The sequence below is a fragment of the Okeania hirsuta genome, assembly GCF_003838195.1.
GTDB lineage: Bacteria > Cyanobacteriota > Cyanobacteriia > Cyanobacteriales > Microcoleaceae > Okeania > Okeania hirsuta.
The window spans coordinates 70,517-91,720 of record NZ_RCBY01000004.1 but is presented as its reverse complement, the minus strand read 5'-3'; the positions used below and the strand labels follow the sequence as shown (position 1 = coordinate 91,720).

The window sequence follows — 21,204 nt, the reverse complement described above, 5'->3', positions numbered from 1 at the left end:
AGCTTGGTCTATTTCTGAGAGTAAGGTCTCCGGCCCCTGATGTTGATGGCGACGATCTTTTAATCCATCAATACCTAATCGGTTATAGCGCCCTACAATTCTGTAAATTGAACCACGCCGATATCCAGTAACCTCAGCCACTTCTTCTACTTTGTGGCCTTTAGCTATCAACCAGAGGATTTGCCATCTAGTTCGTTCTATTGGGTCTTGAGTTTGTCGGTAGAGTTTTTCCAACTCTTCGATACTTTTGTGTGGTTCTAGCTTTAACAATCTCGGCATGGCGATCGCCCAACTCTTACTATTCATCCCTTAATTTATCAGGTTTAATTTTTTTATACCGATGCTACCGGATTTGATATCAGGAGTCAATAGGAAGAAAGGATGAGAGTTGGAATTATCTGGGGATAAGTAGGCATTTTATGTCTGCATCCCATGGAAGTGGAAAGTGCGATAACTGTATAACCGGATTTTATATAAACCCACGTTCGGGGGGCAAAAGAGAAATATTGGATGTTGTTCTCTACCAGCTCTTCAGCTTTCCTACTTCTTCCCTCTTCCTTCTTCCTTACTTTCCGCTTACAATACCGATGCTACCGGACATACCCCAAACTTTCTAACATTTTCCAATGCTGAGAAACAGGTGCAAGAGTATTTGCTGCTATCATGCCACTAACTGCTACTGCAGGCAAACCTATACCAGGAAAAGTAGAGTCACCACAACACAATAATCCTGGTAAAGGTGTATTTGGTCCAGGAAACAAACTCTCCCCGGAACGAATTGCAGGTCCGTAAGTTCCTCGGTGACGGCGGAGAAAACGTTCGTGAGTTAGTGGAGTACCGACCAATGTTACTTCACAACGAGAGCGCACATCAGGTATGACTCGCTCCAATGCTTGCCACATCACCTCAGCTCGTTGTTGTTTTTGTTGTGCATATTCTTGACTCTTTCTATCCATACCATGCCAAAATTTATAAGGTTCATTTCCTGGAGTATATACATGAATAACGTGCTTACCAGGTGGTGCAACAGTAGCATCTATCAAAGATGGAATGGATATCAACACAACATTCTGAGGTGCATCTATCTCATCCCAATGATTGACAATAATATGGTGACACGCTAAGTCTGGTTTGATGTCTGTAGCATCAATACCTAAATGTAAGTGCATGAAACTATTACATTCTGGTGTCTGTTGTCGTTGTTGCCGAAAAGATTTTGGCACCGCACCTTCTGGCAATAATTTCAAAGTATCCCAAATAGAAGCATTGGATATTACTGCTTCCTTTGCTCTAATTTCTGTTCCATTTCGTAAACTCACACCAACAGCACGACCATCTTTTACTAATACCTCTTCCACATGAGCATTCAACATCAATTGACCACCGTGACGTTTTAACCCACGCACCAAAGCATCAACTATTGCTCCACTGCCACCAATAGGATAATCAAGTACAACTCCTGGTCGATACCATTCGGCAAACATAAATGCAACTTCAGCGGCACTGGTACCATTTGCAGGCAAACCTGAAAGTAGGAAACAGAGTAAGTTAAGCCAGTTATTAATAAAAGGGTCTGTCACAACATTTTCCATAATTTGGGCAAACGGCCCTGTTAACTTACCAACATTGAAAATGTGTTTTGCCATAGCAGGTAGAAATTGCCCCATGGTCATTATCGCTCCTAAGTCAAAACGGAGAGAAGCTGGTGGAATAGCGATCGCTGCTTCTGCAAATGGAGCCATAACTTTTTGGAGTTGACGCCATTCTGTTACAGCATTTTCTCCTCTCAATTTTTGGAGAACATCACAAAATTGGTCTGCACCTACGGAGGTATTAAAGTCACCTTCTGGCAAACAACAACCCCAAGTGTCGTAGGTTACACAGGGGACTTTTTCGCCGATAGCATCCAAAACTTGTGCTAGTGGGTTGGTAGAAGGATGATAGGATAGACCAGAATGTAAAGATGGTCCAGAATCAAATTTAAAGCCTTGATATTCAAAACTATGAGCAGCACCTCCAGCAATAGAGTGACTTTCGCAAACTATGACATTAAAACCATAGCGCGCTAGTAAAGCGGCACAACTTAGACCACCAATTCCACTACCGATTAAAATTACATCAGTCTGAGACATTTTTTTTGGGTAAATTTTTAATTTCTTTGATATTAGTTAATATCATGTCCGCTGGTATCGTTTGTGTAAACCCAAAGGTCATTTCAGTTATCAGTTATCAGTACCGACCACTAAAGCATTGGGATTGAAATACTGAACTGAATATTCTCTTGGTCGATTGAATATGGCGAGGAAACCTCGCCATCCCTCGACCGCTTTTCATCCCCTTAAAAGGGGAGGTTTTGGACTTCATTTTTTGGTAAATATCTACAGGAAATTTAAGTTTTTTTCTTGCTCTTAAGTATTCCTGCCTGTTCCCTACCTTTGTAATACAATACCGATGCTACTGGACATGATATAATTAGGGTTTGCTGAAAAATTGGTTGGTGGGAGTAGGACACGGGGACGCGGAGACGCGGAGATGGGAGGAACAGGCAACGGTTTCGGCCATTATATGTGAAGAAATTTTCTTGAATTTCAGCAGGAAATTCCAGTATTTTGAGGCAAAACTAGCCAATAGCTAGCGGATAAACTTAATATAAAAAGCTCTTAACCCTTAGCTGCCCTAACTTTTAACTTTATTCAGCAAACCCTAATTAAGTTTTTCACATATTTAAAGAGTTGTTGGGAATTAGCTGCGGGTGGGTGGGAATTAAGTCAAATTCCCTTCTGCCTTCTGCCTTTTGCCTTTCGTGATAAATAATATCTCAAGCTTCCTCTAACTGATAACTGAAATGACAACTATTCTTGATGTTAAAAATATTGCTGCTGCTTTACCAATTTTTGTTGAACCCGAACAAAAGGAAAAGTTTTTATTTGTCTTAGGTGCTTTAATGACTAGATTAATTAGTTTGAGAAAAGGTGCGGAAATCATGGGAATTGATGCTGAGGAATTATTGCAAATCTTGGATTTATTAGGCATTGAATTTTCCTATCTTTCCTCTGAGGATATAGAACAGGAACAAAGATGGTAAACAATTAATAATTAATATTTGAATAAGTAAAAGTTTTGAAAATCGCGATTGATTCGTCTCCTATTATCTTTTTAGTCAGGTTGCAAGCTTTAGAATTATTTTTTAATGACAATTATGAATTTTATATAACGCCTTCTGTGGTGAATGAAATTAATGCTAAAAGTGATGATATTAGTCAGGCATTGACTCCTATATTAGCAGCATAAAAGTTAATTATAAAAAGCACTAATTTAACTTCTTTATTTAATCGGTTAAATATGAATTTTGGTCGGGGTGAATCAGAAACTATTGCTCTGGCTACGGAATTACAGACTGATTTTGTAATTTTAGACGATTTAGCTGCTAGAAAAATGGCTACTAATTTAGGATTAAATGTCAAGGGAACTTTAGCTATTTTGAAAAAGTTAGCTGTGGAGGGAAGAATAGAAATAGGTAATAAAGATGAGTTTTATCAAAATCTTGTCAACATCAAATTTAGAATTTGCCGCTCTATTTTTGATGCTGTATTTTGTGATGTTTAGGAGATAAAAATGTAAGTATTCAGCTGTCAGCTATCAGCTATGAGTTATTAGCTCATTATTGCACCGAAAGAAGAATTAGTCTCCAAGGAGTGAAAGAGGTAATCCTTTTAAAGGTTTGCATCCCTGGTATTCTCTTCATTAATTGATAATTGATAATGGATAATTACCTCTGATTAAAACCGTTACGGAATTGAATATAAGGAAATATTATTTCTTCTCTTGGTCTATTGGATATGGTTAGGAAACCCATCCATCCCTCGACCGCTTTTTTCCCCTTAAAAGGGGAGGCTTTAAACTAGAATTATTGAATTATTAATTATTAATTATTAATTATTAATTATTCGGTAAACCTTTTCTTTTTCGAGAGCTTCGGTTTTGCGGTGACATGGGGACGCGGAGATTAGATAATTGAGTAATTAATTCAATCTACTCGCTCTATTCATTAGAGAGAACTCCCGCGTCCATCTATCTGCGCGTCTCCCCACACTCCCCTACTCCCCTACTCCCTCACTCCCCCACTCCCCTACTCCCCTACTCCCTCACTCTCCCACTCTCACCTCTCCTTCTCCACGAGGATCTGCTGCTGCTTCCAACATCCCACTCTCATCCTGCACAACTACATTTGCATTTCCCCAACCATCACGCATTACAATATTATGTCCTCGCTGTTTCAATTCATTCACAGTTGCTTCACTAAACCCTCCCGTTTCCAAAAGTAATCTATCTGGCAACCATTGATGATGAAAACGAGGTGCAGATACTGCTTCGGCAGCATTCATTTGATATTCCAGCACATTTAAAACTACCTGCAAGACTGTAGTAATAATTGTACTTCCTCCTGGAGAGCCAGTTGCCATAATTAACCGACCATCCTGTGTCACAATAGTAGGAGTCATACTTGACAAAGGGGTTTTTCCTGGAGCGATCGCATTTGCCTCACCTCCCACTAGACCATATAAGTTTGGCACTCCTGGAGCAGCAGCAAAGTCATCCATCTCATTATTTAATAATATTCCTGTACCAGTCGCTACTACTCCAGCACCAAAACTACCATTTATTGTATATGTCAGACTAACAACTTTGCGCTCTCGATCTACTACGGTCAGATGAGTAGTATCTGGAGACTCCGAAGTATGACGCTCTAGAGTTTCGGGTGATGTGGGTTGTACTTCACTGGAGGGTCTGACTTGTTTGGGATTAATATTTTGACGTTGCTGTTGAGCATAACTACGACTGGTTAATTCTTTGACAGGTACTTGTACAAAATCTGGATCTCCTAAATATTTGGAGCGATCGGCATAAGCAACTCGCATTGCTTCAGTCAGTAAATGGATAGTGTCAGGATTTTTATTGCCCCACTCTTGCAAGTTAGTTTCGCCGACAATATTCAATATTTGTAGTAGATGAACTCCCCCAGATGATGGTGGTGACATGGCACAAATTTCCGCTTGTCGAAAGTTACCACAGATAGGTTGACGCCAAATTGGTGTATAATTTTTTAAGTCTTCTAATGTGATTAAACCTCCATTGGCAGCCATATCATTAGCGACCGCTTGAGCAATTTTGCCTGTATAAAAGCTTTGTGGGTTTTTGGCAATGGTTTCTAGGGTCTGAGCTTTATCGTTTTGAATTAGTAAGTCTCCTGACTGATATGCTTCTCCATCTTTTGTAAATATTTCTCTTGCTGCGACGTTTTTGTTGATTACTTCTAAACGTCTTTCTAATCTATTCACGAAGCGATCGCTTACTTCAAAGCCATTCTGAGCATAACTAATAGCTGGTTGTAATAATTCTGACCAAGGTAATTTCCCATAGTTTTTATGAACAGTGTATAACCCCGCAACAGTTCCAGGTACTCCTACTGCTAAATGTCCATCTAAGCTTGCTCTTTTTTCTATTTCTCCTTGTGAGTTCAGGTACATATTTTGGGTTGCTGCTTTGGGCGCTCTTTCCCGAAAATCTAATGCTTGAATTTTATACTGTTTCTGAGTTTCAGGATTTTCTGGGGGAATTCCTAATAGCAAGAAACCACCCCCACCAATACCTGCGGAAAATGGCTCTACTACTGAAATAGCGAAGGCAGTAGCAATGGCTGCATCTACTGCATTTCCGCCTTTTTGCAGAATTAATTTTCCTGCTTCACTGGCTAAGGGATGAGCTGATACTACTATACTTTGTTTACTGCGTTTTAATTCTGCTATAGGTGTTACAGATTTTGGAGAGTTTTGAGTACATCCAAATAGTGAAATTGAAATAGTGAGACAAGTGAATAAGAGTATTTGGCTTTTCGTTTTAAGTAATGAAATCTGAAGCATTTAGCAATTATATAAAATTTATTCTAATTTATAGCAGAAGGAAGAAGGAAGAAGTAAGAAAGAAGAAGTAAGAAAGAAGAAGGAAGAAGACCTTTAGTTATTTAGGCAATTAGACATCTGGTAAAAATCAAAAATAAAATCAATTATTGTACAGAAATTCTCAGTTATTTCCACCTCCATACCTATTCCCTATTCCCTATTCCCTCTTTTCTGGAGATGTTTATTGGTTATCTACCAGAGAAGAAAAAGACTTGGGTCGTCTGAGTTTTGAGTTTTTGAGCTTTTGATATGTCTTAACCTTTCCTTCCACTGCTATATTCAATTTTTGACCTCTTCTCAATACCAAGACTATCCTTTGGCATGAGATGTGCGACTCGTTGGCCTAAAAGTTAGCTAAAATGTTTAGTATAATAGGCCATCTGATAGAAATCCAGCAGAGCTGTTACGCTTTCAAACAGGATTCAGTATTATTCCATAATTCTGTTCCTGATTCAACAATTAATAATTAATAATTACTTTTCTTAAAAATGACCGTTTTTATCTCAATAATAATTAGGATGCTTCACTATCTTCATCAAACAATTCTTTCAATTCTGTATCGAAAGTTTGCAGGACATCATTCAATTCAGCCTCTGGACAAGATGTAATTAATACATCAAAAACATCTAGCAACTTTGCGGCAGTCTCTCCTAAAGTGGGACTCATTCCCCAAACATCTTGCACCCAATCTTTAGGACGTTCCTTGTCAAAAATTAATCGTTCTAATAATTGCTTTGCTTCTTCTTTTGATACAGACATAATTATAATTTGAATCAGTGAAATTAATCTCAATAATTGTATAACAGAAGGAAGAATAAAGGGAGATGGGGGTATGGGGAGATGGGGAGATGGGGAGTGTGGGAAGAAATATATATCTTCAAATAACTATTCCCTATTCCCTTTTTCATCTAAATATTAGGTGGTAGATAACTTTTTTTGAGCTACAACCTAACTTAATAATTTTAAATAAATAAAACTTTTTGGCGTTGGTTATTTGAGGTATGATATCTTGTCCGCATAAGAGCGCTAACAAAAACTTTCTCTTCTACTACTCTTTCTTCTTATTTCTTCCCTCCTGACCCCTAAAGAATTAAGATTAATATCAAACACTAATTCAGCAACGCCAAATTTTTTAACAATTAACAATTACCACAATATTTATGAATATACCTAATTGGATTACCTTTTCCCGTCTTCTGGGAATACCTTTGATTCTTTACATTCTGAAAACTCCTACTAATCAGAATCTTTGGATCTGTTTAGTAATATTTTTAATTGCTTCAGTTACAGATTTTTTAGATGGTTATTTAGCACGAAAACTTAACCAAGTCAGCGACCTCGGTAAATTTTTAGATCCTTTAGCAGATAAATTATTAGTATTAGCACCTTTATTAGGATTAATTGAATTAGGAAAAGTACCAGCATGGGGAGTATTTTTAATTCTAGGTAGGGAGTTAACTATAGCTGGTTGGCGTGTTAATCAAACACAAATTTCAGGAGCTAATATTTGGGGAAAATTAAAAACAGTAAGTCAAATTATTGCTATTTCTTTGTTAATTGCCCCCTTACCTGAATTTTGGGCAACTCCGGCTATAATTATGTTTTGGATAGCTGTAGCTTTAACAATAGTTTCAGGAATAATTTACTTATGGCCTAATCAAGAAGTTAGTAATAGTTGAAGAAGGTTTTAGGTTGTAGGTTTTATATATAATCCGGTTATATAATATATATTGATAATTCTGTAATTACTTTAATATTCAATTTCCCCTACTTCTTTAAGAAGTCAGAAGGCGCGAAATTATATAGAATCTGGTTATATATTATATGTTGATAATTTCTTAAATTACTTCAATCTCCCCCACTCTCCCACTCCCCTACTCCCCTACTCCCCTACTCCCAAATATATGAATAGTTGAAGTATGTTTTAGGTAGTAGGTGCTAGAGTATAGCAATGTTAATTTTTGACTTTTTACTTTTGACTTAAAAAAAGAATCCGGTTATATAATGTATGTTGATAATTCTATAATTACTTCAATCTCTCCTAATTAATTTTTGACTTTTGACTTAAAAAGTTAATTTTTGACTTTTGACTTAAAAAAAGAATCCGATTATATAATATATGTTGATAATTCTATAATTACTTCAATCTCTCCTAATTAATTTTTGACTTTTTACTTTTAATTTAAAAATACTGTAGTCATGTTAATTTTTGACTTTTTACTTTTAACTTAAAAAGACTGTAGCCATATTAATTTTTGACTTTTGACTTTTGACTTTTGACTTAAAATATTAACTTTTGACTTTTAACTTAAATAAATGAGTATATTCACACTTCAATCAGTAAAAAAAGACTTTGGCATCAAAGAAGTTTTAAGAGATGCTAACTTCAGTTTAGATGCTAATGACAAAGTTGGTTTAATTGGTACAAATGGTTCGGGAAAATCAACCCTATTAAAAATGATTGCTGGTTTAGAACCTATAGACGGTGGTCAAATTTTGATTAATCAAAATGCTAGAATTATTTATTTGCCACAACAACCAGATTTAGATGAAAATAACACCGTATTAGAACAAGTTTTTTCTGATAGTGGAGAACAAATGTTACTGGTACGAGAATATGAAGAATTATCGGAAAAATTAGCCCATCACCCTGAAGACGATCGACTAATGGCGCGTTTTTCTGAAGTAACTCACAGCATGGATAATACCAATGCTTGGGAATTAGAAACTAAGGCAAAAATTATCCTCAGTAAATTAGGAATTCAAGATTTTGATGCCAAAGTTGGTAACTTATCTGGGGGTTATCGTAAACGTATTGCTTTAGCAGCAGCTTTACTTTCTGACCCTGATGTTTTGTTAATGGATGAGCCAACAAACCATCTAGATGCTATGTCTGTAGAATGGTTACAAAGTTACTTAAATAGTTTTTCAGGAGGAATTTTATTAATTACTCACGACCGTTATTTTCTCGACAGAGTTACTAATAAAATTATCGAAATAGACCGGGGCGACCTTTTTACTTATACTGGAAATTATTCTTACTATTTAGAAAAGAAAGCTTTAGCTGAAGAATCAGTTGTTAGTTCTCAACGCAAACATCAAGGGATATTACGCCGGGAATTAGAATGGTTGAAGCGAGGACCAAAAGCTCGTAGCACTAAACAAAAAGCTAGGATTCAACGTATAGAAGAAATGCAAGGAACGGAGTTTAAACAAGCTTTAGGAAAGGTGGATATTTCTACTCCTGGTCGTCGAATTGGTAAAAAAGTTATTGAGTTAGAAAATGTTTGTAAGTCCTACGATAGTAGAACTCTAATCAAAGATTTTACTTATGAATTTATCCCTGAAGATAGAGTCGGAATTATTGGTGGTAATGGGGTGGGAAAATCTACCCTAATGGATATTATTACAGGTAGAGTTAAACCTGATTCTGGCAAAGTAGAAATTGGTGGGACAATACATATAGGATATTTTGACCAACATTCAGAAAATTTGTTGGATGCTATGAATGAAAGTCAACGGGTAATTGATTATATAAAAGATGTAGCAGAGTATGTGGAAACTGCTGATGGTACTCAAATTAGTGCGTCTCAAATGTTGGAAAGATTTCTGTTTCCTGGTAATCAACAATATGCTCCTGTATATAAACTTTCCGGAGGAGAAAAAAGACGATTATTTCTTTTAAAAGTATTGATGAGTGCGCCGAATGTTTTGATTTTGGATGAACCTACTAATGATTTAGATGTACAAACTTTGGCAGTTTTAGAAGAGTATCTGGAAGAGTTTAATGGTTGTGTAATTGTTGTTTCTCACGACCGTTATTTTCTTGACCGGACTGTAGATAGAATTTTTGCTTTTGAAGGAGTAGGAAATTTACGACAGTATCCGGGAAATTATTCTCTTTATATAGATTATAAAGAAGTAGAAGCAGCAACAAAAAAAGCTGTGGCAGTTGCAGAAAAGTCTAAGGAAATTTCAGCTAAACCAAAAAAATCAGAAAGGGTTTCTTGGGATAAGAATAAACAAAGAAAATTATCGTCAAAAGAAAAGCGAGAATATGAGAGTTTGGAGAAAAAAATTGCTCAGTTAGAAGCGGAGAAGGAAAAGACTGAAAATGAACTTTATAATGCACCTCCTGGAGAAGTAAGTGAAGTTCAACAACTCCATGAAAAAGTAGAAAGTTTAGAAAAAGAAATAGATACTGCCACAGAAAGGTGGTTAGAGTTGGCAGAAATAAATTCTTAGAGGAATAATGAATAATGAATAATGAATAATGAATAATGAATAATTACCTCTTCCTAAAAGCTATGCTTTATAAACATCTTTCTTAACATAAAACTTGACAAAAATATCATTTGATGTAATAGATGCTGAAAGCTCCTAAACTTGCTAATTATTAGCAAAAATGCGACCGGGACAGGATTAATTATATCATGTCCGGTTGAATAATTAGACTTTGGTGGAAGGAAGGCAGGAGGCAGGAGGCAGGAGGCAGAAGGTTTTCTCCTATTTTCACCTTAATTTTATACACAAACGATGCTACCGGACATGATATTACTTAATAACTGAAGTGTTGCCTAAATATAGTATTAATACATGAGAATTGGTATAACAATTAATAATTACATCTCCTGAAAAGGGATAGGATGAGGGAAAATTATTTTTTGTCTTTATTTAGGGTTTGCTGATTAAATCTTAAATAATTACCAGATAAAGGTTTTAGCTTTTTTAGGTATTGAAAAAGTACATGGTTTTCAGCTCTTCATGCTCAAAAAGGAGCACATTTTTAGCAAGAGTTGGGCAAAAAAATTCTCCCCCACTCCCCTACTTCCCCACTCCTTAAAAAAGACTTTTTCAGCAAACCCTATTTATTCTTTTAGGGCGAGATTCTGTCTTCATAATAAGCAATCAACAAATGAGAGTCAAAACTAAGCCTTTTTTACAAAGAGAAGCTACTGAATGTGGTGCTGCTTCTTTGGGTATTATTCTGAAATATTATGGACGTGAAGTTCCTTTAATGGAGTTGCGCAATAAATGTGGTGTGAGTCGAGATGGTACTAATGCCGCGCAAATTGTTAGAACGGCAAGGGAATATGGTTTGGAAGCTAAGGGTGGCAAAAGTACTGTTGAATTCTTAGAAAATACCGATCTACCTGTGATTATTTTTTGGAAGTTTAATCATTTTTTGGTAGTAGAAGGTTTTGATAAAAGGTTTGCTTATCTGAACGATCCGGCATTGGGTAGGCGCAAGGTTAGTAAGGAGGAATTTGCGAATTCTTATAGTGGTATTGTTTTGCGGATGGAACCGGGTGAAGAGTTTGTTAAAGGAAGCAATAAAAGAAATTTCATTGCTTATTTAGCTGTTCGTTTGCAAAATTCTAAAAATGCTCTTATTTTTACTTTTATCGCTGGTTTTTTCCTCAGTTTAATTCGCTTAGTTATTCCGGCTTTTAGTTTGGTTTTTGTTGACCAAATTTTAGTGGAGGGTTTGCAAGATTGGCTCCGCCCTTTACTTGTAGGAATGGCTGTAACAACGATTCTACAATTTACTATTGCTAGGATGCAATATATTTTCTTGCGGAAGTTAATTATTAAACTTTCTATTACTATGAATAGTCAGTTTATGTGGCATCTGTTGCGGTTGCCGATGAAATTTTATGCTCAAAGGTTTGCTGGAGATATTAGTTCTCGTGCTGCTTTGAATGACCAAACTGTACAATTATTGAGTAGTGTTGCTAGTACCTTGATTGATGCGATAATGTTGGTTTTTTATGCAGTTTTGATGAGTTTTTATAATGGAGTTTTAGCGGGTATTACTATAGTTTTTGGTTTGATTAATGTAGCAGCATTATATTGGCTCCGACAATTTCGGATTGAAGCAACTTTGAATTTGAGCGAAAAAAAGGGGAAATTATCTGGTTATCTTTTGGGTAGTTTGGGAGCAATTGAAAGTCTGAAGGCTGGGGGTTTAGAATCTTATATTTTTGCGCGGATTTTGGGAATATATTCTCAGGTGATGAATGAGGAGCAAAGATTAAATATTCAAACTAAAGTTTTAACTCTTTTACCAACATTTTTAAGTACTCTTTCTTCTACGATAATTTTGGTATTGGGAGGGTTAAAAGTTATGGGGGGGGAAATGAGTATTGGGATGTTGGTGGCATTTCAAACTGTAGCTTCTGGTTTTTTAAGTCCTCTGGGAAAATTAATCAATTTTGGTAGTAGTTTACAAGAGTTGGAAGCAAGTTTGGAGCGTCTTGATGATGTTTTAGATTATCCTATTGATGAAGATATTGAAGTTACTGAGGCAGTAGAAAATTCTGTTTTGGCAGAAGGAAATGAGCTGGAAAAACCGATTCTTGATGCGGTTAATTATGATGGGAGACAAGATGATGATGCGGAGCAAGATGATGGTGCGGAGCAAAATGGTGGTGCGGAGCAAAATGGTGGTACGGAGCAAAATGGTGGTACGGAGCAAGATGGTGGTCCGGAGCAAGATGCTCCGACTGGGTTTTCAATTCGATATTCCCTATTAAAAGGTAAGGTTGAACTGAGAGATATTACTTTTGGTTATAATCCTTTAAAACCTCCATTAATCGAAAATTTTAATTTGTTAATTAAGCCTGGTTCAAGAGTTGCTTTGGTGGGAAAAAGTGGTTCTGGAAAGTCAACTATTGCTAATTTAGTTTGTGGTTTATATGAATCTAAATTAGGAGAAGTGTTATTTGATGATATTGCCCGTAGAGAAATTCCTCGCTCGGTCTTAACAAAGTCTGTGGCAATGGTGGCGCAAGATATATTTTTATTTGAAGGAACAATTCGAGAAAATTTAACTTTATGGAATCCAACTATTAGTAATTCGGCTTTGGTTCAAGCTTGCAAGGATGCAAATATTCACGAGTTTATTATGACTTTGACTGGTGGTTATGATGCTAATTTGTTGGAAGGTGGGGTAAATTTATCGGGAGGTCAAAGACAACGTTTGGAAATTGCGAGGGCGTTGGTAAATAATCCTAGAATTTTAATTTTAGATGAAGCAACGAGTAGTTTGGATGCGGAAACTGAAAGAATTATTGATCGTAATTTACGTCGTCGAGGTTGTGCTTGTATTGTTGTGGCACACCGTTTAAGTACCATTCAAGATTGTGATGAAATTCTAGTTTTAAAGGAAGGAAAAGTATTAGAAAGAGGTACTCATCAACAACTTTGGAATAAAGGTATTTATTATCGTGAATTATTAGAAATGGAAGAAAGGAGTCAGGAGTCAAAGAAAGAAGGAGTCAGGAGTCAGGAGTCAGGAGTCAGAATAAAAGAAGAAGGAATCAGGAGTCGTAGGGGCGAATGGCCATCCGCCCCTACAGGAGCCAGGAGTCAGAATGAAGGGAGTTGGGTGTCAGGAAGAAATGGAGAAATACAAGAAAAAAATACTACTGAAAATTCTGTTTTTTCTGCTCGTTTATTGGCAGATTTAGAAAATAAAGGAGAACATTATTTCCTGGAAGGTAATCAACCTCTAATTTTTGAATATCCGCAAATTATCTGGTTAGTAAAATCTGGGGAAGTAGAAATATTTTATTCCCTGGAATCAGCGGGAGAGTTAATCGGAAATCGTCATTATTTATTTACCGTTAAACCGGGAGAATTAATTTTTAATTGCGATGCTCGGACTCAAGGAAAATTATTAGGAATTGCTTTGGAAAAAGCCGAATTAATTCAGATAAATATTACCAATACAGATTTAACTGGAGATTTCAAGAGTTTGTCTATCCCTTTAGCAGAAAAATGGTTTGACTGCCTTTTTACAAGTCAAAATTCAAAAGCCATTACAAGTCAAAATTCAAAAGCCATTACAAATCAAGAGTTAAATCCCGCAGATGAATCTTTTGACTCAATACCGAATGATTTTTCTTTGCCATCTTTTGCCGAATCTGAACATCCTAATTTTTCCCAAATTGTTTCAATTAACAATAACTTTTGCAATTATCTCCACCAAGTTATTTTGGCAGAAGAACAAACAGAAATATTCAACTCTCAACAACTCAAAACCTATAATCAACACAGTAAAGCAGAAACTATGCAAAATTTTGTTTCTGTCTTATACAATCAAACAACAACTAACACCATAACCTCCAACTTTAACGACTTATTATTAATAGCAGTCGGAGCAATAGGTCGCGCTAGTCAGATAGAAATTAAAGCACCATCTACACAGACAAAAAATTTCCCAAATACCCCCCCAGAAAAAAAATCTCCTGCTGATTATCAAAGAGATTTACAAGATATTGTTAAAGCTTCCCGATGTCGAATAAGGACAGTAAAATTAAGAGATAAATGGTGGCAAAAAAATTCTGGTGTATTGTTAGGTTGGCTCGAATCAGAAAATATACCCGTTGCTTTATTACCCCACAAAAATAAATACCTCCTCTATAACCCCAAAACTCAAACTTCTATTCCTATAAATCAAAAAGTTGCTGCTACTTTATCATCCACAGCATTTACTTTTTATCGACCCTTCCCTTTCCAGATAAAAAATGTTTGGGATATCTCTTTATTCGCCATCAAAAGTTATGAATGGGATGGAATAAAACTAATGATTTTAGGCACAATAATTAGTCTGATGGGTATGATTACTCCTCAAGCCAGTGCCATTATTGTTAATAATGCTATTCCTGATAGTGACAAATTATTGTTATGGCAAATAGCAATAGGTTTATTTGCAGTTACTATCGGAAAATCCTTATTTAGTTTGCTCCAAGGAATCATGTCTATCAAAGTTTCTCAGGGGATACAAATTAATTTACAATCAGGAATTTATGACCGCCTCTTTCGGCTAAATCCGAATTTCTTCCGAGAATTTAGTTTAGGAGATTTATTAACTCGTATTGCTGCCATTAGTCAGATTAGTAGTTTAATCAATAGTGCTGTTATTACCACGATTTTTACAGGTGTATTTTCCCTCTTAAATTTGGGTTTAATGTTTTTATATAGCCGAAAATTAGCCTTAATTGTTCTAATCATTGGTTTAATTTCCTTCCTCATCACCTTAATTTCCGGGATCATATTAATTCGCTTTGAACGAGAACAAGAAAAACTGAGTGGGAAAATTCAAGGCTTAACCGTACAACTAATAAACGGCATTCAAAAATTACGAGTTGCTGCTGCGGAAGTTAGAGCTTTTGCCGTTTGGGGTAAAAAATATCAACCTCAAATTCAACTTAATAATCGGATTTTTCAGATTAACGATATTATTTCGGTAATTAATGAAATTGCCTCTCTCCTCACTTCTATGTTGATTTATTGGTTTACTATTCAGATTATTATTTCCGCTCAACAAACAGGAACTCCCGGTTTAAATATTGGTACATTTATTGCTTTTAATTCCGCCATGGGTGTGTTTCTCAGTGGCGTAACTTCCTTGAGCAATACTATTACTGATGTTATCGGTATTGTGCCTTTGTGGGAAAGAGCAAAAAGTATTTTAGACTCTCCCATTGAATATAATCCTAACTTAGCTCACCCCGGAGAATTGCAAGGCAGTATTTCTGTCGATAATGTCACCTTTAGTTATCATCAAAAATCTAAGTTAACAACAGAAACTGCCGATAAAAATGTTTCAGAAATTAACGTCACTACCGTACTCCATAATATTAGTTTAGAAGTTAAACCAGGAGAATTTGTGGCCATTGTCGGTCCCTCCGGCAGTGGTAAGTCTACTTTATTCCGTTTATTGTTGGGGTTCGAGCAACCACAAACCGGAAATATTTTTTACGATGGTAAAAATTTAGCAGAATTAGACTTAGAAGCAGTCAGACAACAATTAGGAGTAGTGCTGCAAAATGGCAAGGTAATGGCAGGCAGTATATATGAAAATATCAGTAGTGGTGGGTTGGTAAGTCCACAAGCAGCATGGTCAGCAGCTCAGAAAGTAGGTTTTGCTAATGATATTAAGAAAATGCCTATGGGAATGCACACATTGATAAGTGAGGGAGGTAGTAACCTTTCCGTAGGGCAGCGACAAAGGTTGTTAATTGCCCGGGCCTTGATATTGGAGCCGAAAATTCTTTTGTTTGATGAGGCAACCAGTGCTTTAGATAATAAAACTCAAGCGATCGTGACTGAGAGTTTGGAGCAGTTGAATGTGACTCGCGTTGTTATTGCTCATCGTTTGAGTACCATTCGGAATGCAGATGTTATTTATGTGATGTCTCAGGGGCGAGTAGTGCAAAAGGGGAGTTTTGATGAGTTGATGGAACAAGAGGGGTTGTTTAGGAAATTGGTTAGTCGTCAGTTGGTGTGAAACAATTCAAAAGTCAAAAGTCAAAAGTCAAAAGTAAGAATTTTTAAGTTAAAAGTCAAAAGACGAATGTAATTGTAGCAAATTGGATAAACCCAATACACTCAGAGCGATCGCTATCGTGCTTCTCTTTAACTTTGTTCCGCTAGCTTTGGATAATCGGATACTCGTGTTGGACTCTCTTGCCAGGGGGAGGGAGAAACAGGCCAGGTAGAGTGGAAATGCAGATGATTAAAAAAAAATAAAAAATATCAAATATCTGTCATAGCGGAGTAAGGATGCAATATCTAGAGATTGAAATAGCGATCGCTATATTGCTTCTCTTTACTTTGTTCCACTGACTTTGGAGAGTCCGATACTTCTGTGGAGCTTATGATTGCTAGGAAGAGGTAGAAACAAGCCAAGTAGGCTGGAAATGCAGATGATTAAAAAAAAAATTTTGGTCAATTCCTTGACAAAAGCTCTCGAATTAAGTATGCTTTCAAGCAAGAAATAAATTACTTGTCCCTAGAAAATAAAAACAATCTCAAGGAGCAATTATGGAAAATTCTGCCATAAATACCAACCAAAAAATGCACGAGACCACATCAGAGTATGCTATTACAGATTATGAGGAACTCAACGATCTGGAACTGGAAAATGTCGCTGGCGGTTTCTTATCGTTTCTTATTCCTGGATATCCTGTTTATTTAGCGTATCGATATTTATTTCCTTTGGTTGAAGAGTTAGAAGAGGATAGTGTTGGTATTATTGAAGAAGCTGATTGGTGGGAACTAGCAGGAGAAGGTATAGAAGGTGCGCAAGAAGCTGCAGCGATATTGGAAGGATTAGGGGAAGCAGGTCTGATCATAGCTTTGTAGGTTTTATATTCTTAGAAAAAATTGCTAAACTAGTGTGGCATACTAAAAAACAAAATGTCAAAAATCCTGATATTTCCTTCTTCGGCAGTCTATTAGCTACTACAAATTGACTGACTAATCTTGCTAGTTCTTTGTTTTCTGTTATTCAGAAAATCTCTACTTACCTCTAGAAAGGGCAAATATCTGGGGAAATCTCTGACAAATTTTTGACTATCTGTATTATAGAAGTAAAATTTTCGTTTCCTCAGAAAAATTTCTAAAAAGTCGAGGAGAGTCAAGAGGCGGTCGCTCTACTTGCTGAAAATCTCTACTTAGCTCTAGATAGACTAAATATTCTGGAAAAGTCTCTGGCAAATTTTTCACTATCTATATATAGAAATATAGAAGTAGAATTTTCATCTCCTCAGAAAACTGGCAAAAAGTCGAGGTGAAGCAAAAGGCAATGCTCCACTTGCTGAAAATCTCTACTTAGCTCTAGATAGACTAAATATTCTGGAAAAGTCTCTGGCAAATTTTTCACTATCTATATATAGAAATATAGAAGTAGAATTTTCATCTCCTCAGAAAACTGGCAAAAAGTCGAGGTGAAGCAAAAGGCAATGCTCCACTTCAAAAAATATCTACTTACCTCTAGTAAAGAGCAAATATCTGGAAAAGTCTCTGGCAAATTTTTGACTATCTATAGAAAGAAGTGAAATTTTCATCTATCAGAAAAACTGGCAAAAAGTCGAAGGGAGGCAAGAGGCGAGCGCTATACTTGCTGAAAATCTCTACTTAGCTCTAGATAGACTAAATATTCTGGAAAAGTCTCTGGCAAATTTTTCACTATCTATATATATATAGAAGTGAAATTTTTATCTCCTCAGATAGAAGAGGTAAATTAGCTTTTGTGGTTTAATTGTAAATGGTTATCCGGTCTATCCTTAATTTGCTCCGAAACAGTTTATGGAAGATATTAGGACTAAACCAGATTTAGTTGAGATTTTGGGTAATTGTAAAATTTTCCACTAAGATTACTATTATAAGTCAATACTGGAAAATCAAAAATTATTGCCAAATTAAATCCTTTGTGGTTTGATGGTAAATACTTACCCATTTTATCCCTTATATATATGTTCCGAAACAGTTTATGAAAGATACAAATACTGAACCAGATAAAGTTGGTACAACAGAAGCAGCATTTCTTCTAAATATTTCTACGGCTAGACTCAGGTTACTTCTCAGGCAAGGTCGTCTCAAAGGAGCCAAAAAAGTCAAACGGTTTTGGGTAATTCCTTTAAATCGTCGAGGAATGCCAGAAATTACTCCTGGTCGTCGAGGTCCTCAAGGAACTTGGAATAAAGGATTCCGTACAGGCAATACTTTTATCCATGTGCTGCGAAAAGAAATTGACTATAACCGAGACCACGGCACATCTCTTGCAGCTATTTCTGTCAAACAAGGAGGTAAAAACCATCGCTGCCACGAAGTAGAAATTCTGGGAAATTGCAAAATTGTCTATCGACCTCATAAACCTAACAAGAGTCAAGCAGGTGGTGCTCGTCTGTGGATTGAAGTAGAGCCTGAAGTTGAAATTATTCGCAAATATTTCCGAGATACGGAACTAGACGAAAATGAACCCCAAGATGCTAGTTAATTTAGAATCTGATTTTTAAATTCAACTAATGTTTATTTTAAATATATTAAATAGTGGTGTCGGCTTGTTTAACTTTGAGGCTGGCATTGTAGATTGTTATGCAAGTAATTAGACATCTCCAAAAATTGATTAAGATGCCTCTATCATTTGACTTCAGGCTACTTGCAATGTCAAATATAGTTGCGTAATTTTATGACAGAATAGGTAATTAATTTTGCATAGGCACTTATTACCCGACTTGTTGTAAAAAACCCCTTACTGCTCCTAAATAATAATCAGGATTTTGAGTTTTATAACGAAGTGGAGCTTAATGCACCTGACTTTTGAATTCTAAATTCCAGTCCACTCTCTTAATATTGGCAAAACAAATGTAATAGGCGCTCTTTCCTCAACTCTTACTCGTGCTGTTATAGTCGTACCAGCAGTTAATTTTTGTTGAGGTCCTTTACTTGAAGACCATTCATAACCACTAAAGGTATTATCATCTTTTTTTAGTTGAACATAAGCTTCAATTTGCCCCCCACTTTCCCCAATAATATTCTCGACAACTTCAGGATTTCCTACCACAAAACTTGCACCTTCTTTAGTCACAGGAAAATTAGAAATAGAATTAATATTGCCAATAATTCCCCCAAATCTTTCCCGTTTTACAGTATCGGGAGTAATCTGAATTTCCATATCAGACTTAATCCGCTTGCCATCTTTTACAGGGAAATAACTAACCGCTACTAATTCAGATGACTTTCCTTGAACATTAATTTTACCCAGAGAAGTACCAGGATTTACATACTGTCCGACAGTGCTTTTAATTTCCAAAATACATCCATCTATCGGACTAAGAATTTTACTATTATCAGCAACCTGTTTTTCTAATTTAGCAATTTCTCGGTTAACCTCTGCTATTTGATTTTTGCGAGTATTTACTGCTTTTAAATTTTCCTGTTCTAAACGTTTTCTCTGGGTATCTAAATCCTGTAAATCTACTTTTAATTGCGCAATTGTATTCTGATTTTCCAAATATTTTTCCATAGCTTCCGTTTCTTGCAATTTAACTTGCTGTAACTGTACTTTTATCTCATTAATTTGATTGAGATTATCCAAAAATTGTTTAGAAGTTTCCGTCGTTTGTGAATCTAATGCCTGTAATTCAGTTTCAATTTCTCTAATAGTATTAATATTATCCAAATATCTCTCATTAGTTTCTACTTCCTCCAATTCTAAATCCTTGATTTTATCCTCAATTTCGCTAATATTACTGAAATTTTGTAAATATTTTTCAGTAGTTTCTGCTTCCTGTACTTCTAATTGCCTTAATTCAGCTTCAATTTGAGCAATAGACTGTAAATTTTGCCGAAAATCTTGTTCAGTTTGTAATAAATTATCTTGAGAAATAGCACCCTCATCAAATAATTCTTGGCGCTCTGTCAGTCTCTTTTGAAAAACAGGAACTAACTCTTGAGCATCCTTCAAACGTTGCTGTAAACTTTCTTGTTGTTGTTGCAACGCCAACTCATTTTTATCCCGCAAAATAGGAGTTAAATTTTTAGCATTTTCTAACCTTTGCTGAAGAGTAACCTTTTGTTTAGCGATCGCCTGTAATTTTTTATCCCTCAATTCAGGAGTTAATTTTTGAGCATCTCCCAAACGTTTTTCTAAACTTGTCCGTTGTTGATTAATTTCCTGTAATTTTTCCTCTTTTAATATCGGAGTAACAGCTTCCATATCCTGTAAACGTTGCTCCAAAGTCTGACGTTGTTCCTTGAGTGCTTTTAAAGTATTATTTTGTAGGGTAGGAGTCAAATTTTGAGTGTCTTGCAAACGTTGTCTTAAACTTTCCGCTTTACTTGTCAAACCATCTATTTCTAATTCAGTGCGTTGACTTTCTAACTGTTGAGTATCTACTGCTTGAGTTTGGAGAAGAATTAGCTTTTGCTGTTGTAACTCTAACTGTTTTTTGAGCTGAGATGGATCGATAGTTGCCAGTACATCATCTTTTTTTACACAGTCTCCATCTCTAATTTTCAGAGATTCTAAATTACCTTGAATTGCTGATTGAAATTCTACTACTTGTCGGGGGCGAATTAATACTCCTTTCCCAGTTACAGTAATAGGTATTTTGCCAAAAATACTCCATGAGATACCAACTAATACTAGACCGCCGAATATGGCAAAAGATAGCCAGTCTTTGACAGTAACTACTTGTATTAATTGGTCAAATTCTTCTGGGGAAGATATCTGTTCCCATGACTCTTGAGAAAAGATAGGGCGTTTTGTGGAGTCGGTCATTTCAGTTATTAGTTAAGGGAGTAGTGAACAGTCATACCATTTCACGGAAGTTATAAGTCAAAAATCAGAATTCAGAAGTGAAAGTCTATAAACTTAAAGTAATGGTTATACACTAATTTCTGATAGTATTTCACATTTATAATTGTGGCATCTTCCTGTGAATAGGAA

The 21,204-nt window shown here is 36.0% G+C and carries 14 protein-coding genes; 8 read left to right on the top strand and 6 right to left on the bottom strand.

Annotated elements, in window-relative coordinates; translation table 11 throughout:
• Together D5R40_RS01540 and D5R40_RS01535 are read right to left on the bottom strand one after the other, a co-directional pair.
• A partial coding sequence (locus tag D5R40_RS01540; RefSeq protein ID WP_134239611.1) for a helix-turn-helix domain-containing protein occupies positions 1-306 on the bottom strand: 306 nt, incomplete at its 3' end.
• A gap of 284 nt (positions 307-590) precedes the next feature.
• Positions 591-2,132, bottom strand: coding sequence for a phytoene desaturase family protein (locus D5R40_RS01535; protein ID WP_124146353.1), 1,542 nt, complete (start codon positions 2,130-2,132; stop codon positions 591-593).
• 713 nt (positions 2,133-2,845) lie between these two features.
• Here D5R40_RS01535 and D5R40_RS01530 point away from each other — a divergent pair.
• Genes D5R40_RS01530 through D5R40_RS38960 form a run of 3 tightly spaced genes read left to right on the top strand, consistent with a single transcriptional unit; the run spans position 2,846 to position 3,606 of the window.
• Positions 2,846-3,085: a hypothetical protein gene (locus tag D5R40_RS01530; protein WP_124146352.1), complete on the top strand. Its 240-nt coding sequence runs from the start codon at positions 2,846-2,848 to the stop codon at positions 3,083-3,085.
• A gap of 35 nt (positions 3,086-3,120) precedes the next feature.
• Complete coding sequence (locus tag D5R40_RS38965; protein WP_240039101.1) at positions 3,121-3,291, top strand: hypothetical protein; 171 nt, start codon at positions 3,121-3,123, stop codon at positions 3,289-3,291.
• 6 nt (positions 3,292-3,297) lie between these two features.
• The gene (locus tag D5R40_RS38960; RefSeq protein ID WP_511035219.1) at positions 3,298-3,606 is read left to right on the top strand and encodes a PIN domain-containing protein; all 309 of its coding nucleotides are present in this window, start codon (positions 3,298-3,300) and stop codon (positions 3,604-3,606) included.
• A 539-nt stretch (positions 3,607-4,145) separates the two neighbouring features.
• Here D5R40_RS38960 and ggt read toward each other — a convergent pair.
• A complete protein-coding gene (ggt, locus tag D5R40_RS01520) occupies positions 4,146-5,921 on the bottom strand; it encodes a gamma-glutamyltransferase (RefSeq protein ID WP_124146351.1) in 1,776 nt (591 codons plus the stop codon).
• A gap of 552 nt (positions 5,922-6,473) precedes the next feature.
• On the bottom strand, positions 6,474-6,719 hold the full coding sequence (locus tag D5R40_RS01515) for a hypothetical protein (RefSeq protein ID WP_124146350.1): 246 nt from the start codon (positions 6,717-6,719) through the stop codon (positions 6,474-6,476).
• 401 nt (positions 6,720-7,120) lie between these two features.
• On the opposite strand from D5R40_RS01515, the gene pgsA reads away from it, so the two are divergent.
• From pgsA to D5R40_RS01495, 4 genes are all read left to right on the top strand, one after another.
• Entirely contained in the window at positions 7,121-7,639 is a 519-nt protein-coding gene (pgsA, locus tag D5R40_RS01510) for a CDP-diacylglycerol--glycerol-3-phosphate 3-phosphatidyltransferase (RefSeq protein WP_124146349.1), read from the top strand.
• Positions 7,640-8,276: 637 nt separating this feature from the next.
• On the top strand, positions 8,277-10,205 hold the full coding sequence (locus D5R40_RS01505; protein ID WP_124154158.1) for an ABC-F family ATP-binding cassette domain-containing protein: 1,929 nt from the start codon (positions 8,277-8,279) through the stop codon (positions 10,203-10,205).
• 670 nt (positions 10,206-10,875) lie between these two features.
• Complete coding sequence (locus tag D5R40_RS01500; RefSeq protein ID WP_124154157.1) at positions 10,876-16,257, top strand: NHLP bacteriocin export ABC transporter permease/ATPase subunit; 5,382 nt, start codon at positions 10,876-10,878, stop codon at positions 16,255-16,257.
• 536 nt (positions 16,258-16,793) lie between these two features.
• Positions 16,794-17,114: a hypothetical protein gene (locus D5R40_RS01495; protein WP_124154156.1), complete on the top strand. Its 321-nt coding sequence runs from the start codon at positions 16,794-16,796 to the stop codon at positions 17,112-17,114.
• A gap of 219 nt (positions 17,115-17,333) precedes the next feature.
• On the opposite strand, the gene D5R40_RS40660 is transcribed toward D5R40_RS01495, so the two are convergent.
• Positions 17,334-17,468 (bottom strand): hypothetical protein, encoded by a 135-nt coding sequence (locus D5R40_RS40660; RefSeq protein WP_282433597.1) that lies wholly within the window; start codon positions 17,466-17,468, stop codon positions 17,334-17,336.
• A 775-nt stretch (positions 17,469-18,243) separates the two neighbouring features.
• Between D5R40_RS40660 and D5R40_RS01490 the strand changes: the two genes are divergently transcribed.
• Entirely contained in the window at positions 18,244-18,750 is a 507-nt protein-coding gene (locus D5R40_RS01490; protein ID WP_124154155.1) for a DNA-binding protein, read from the top strand.
• A gap of 330 nt (positions 18,751-19,080) precedes the next feature.
• On the opposite strand, the gene D5R40_RS01485 is transcribed toward D5R40_RS01490, so the two are convergent.
• Complete coding sequence (locus D5R40_RS01485) at positions 19,081-21,036, bottom strand: NHLP bacteriocin system secretion protein (protein ID WP_124154154.1); 1,956 nt, start codon at positions 21,034-21,036, stop codon at positions 19,081-19,083.
• Between the last annotated feature and the right edge of the window lie 168 nt (positions 21,037-21,204).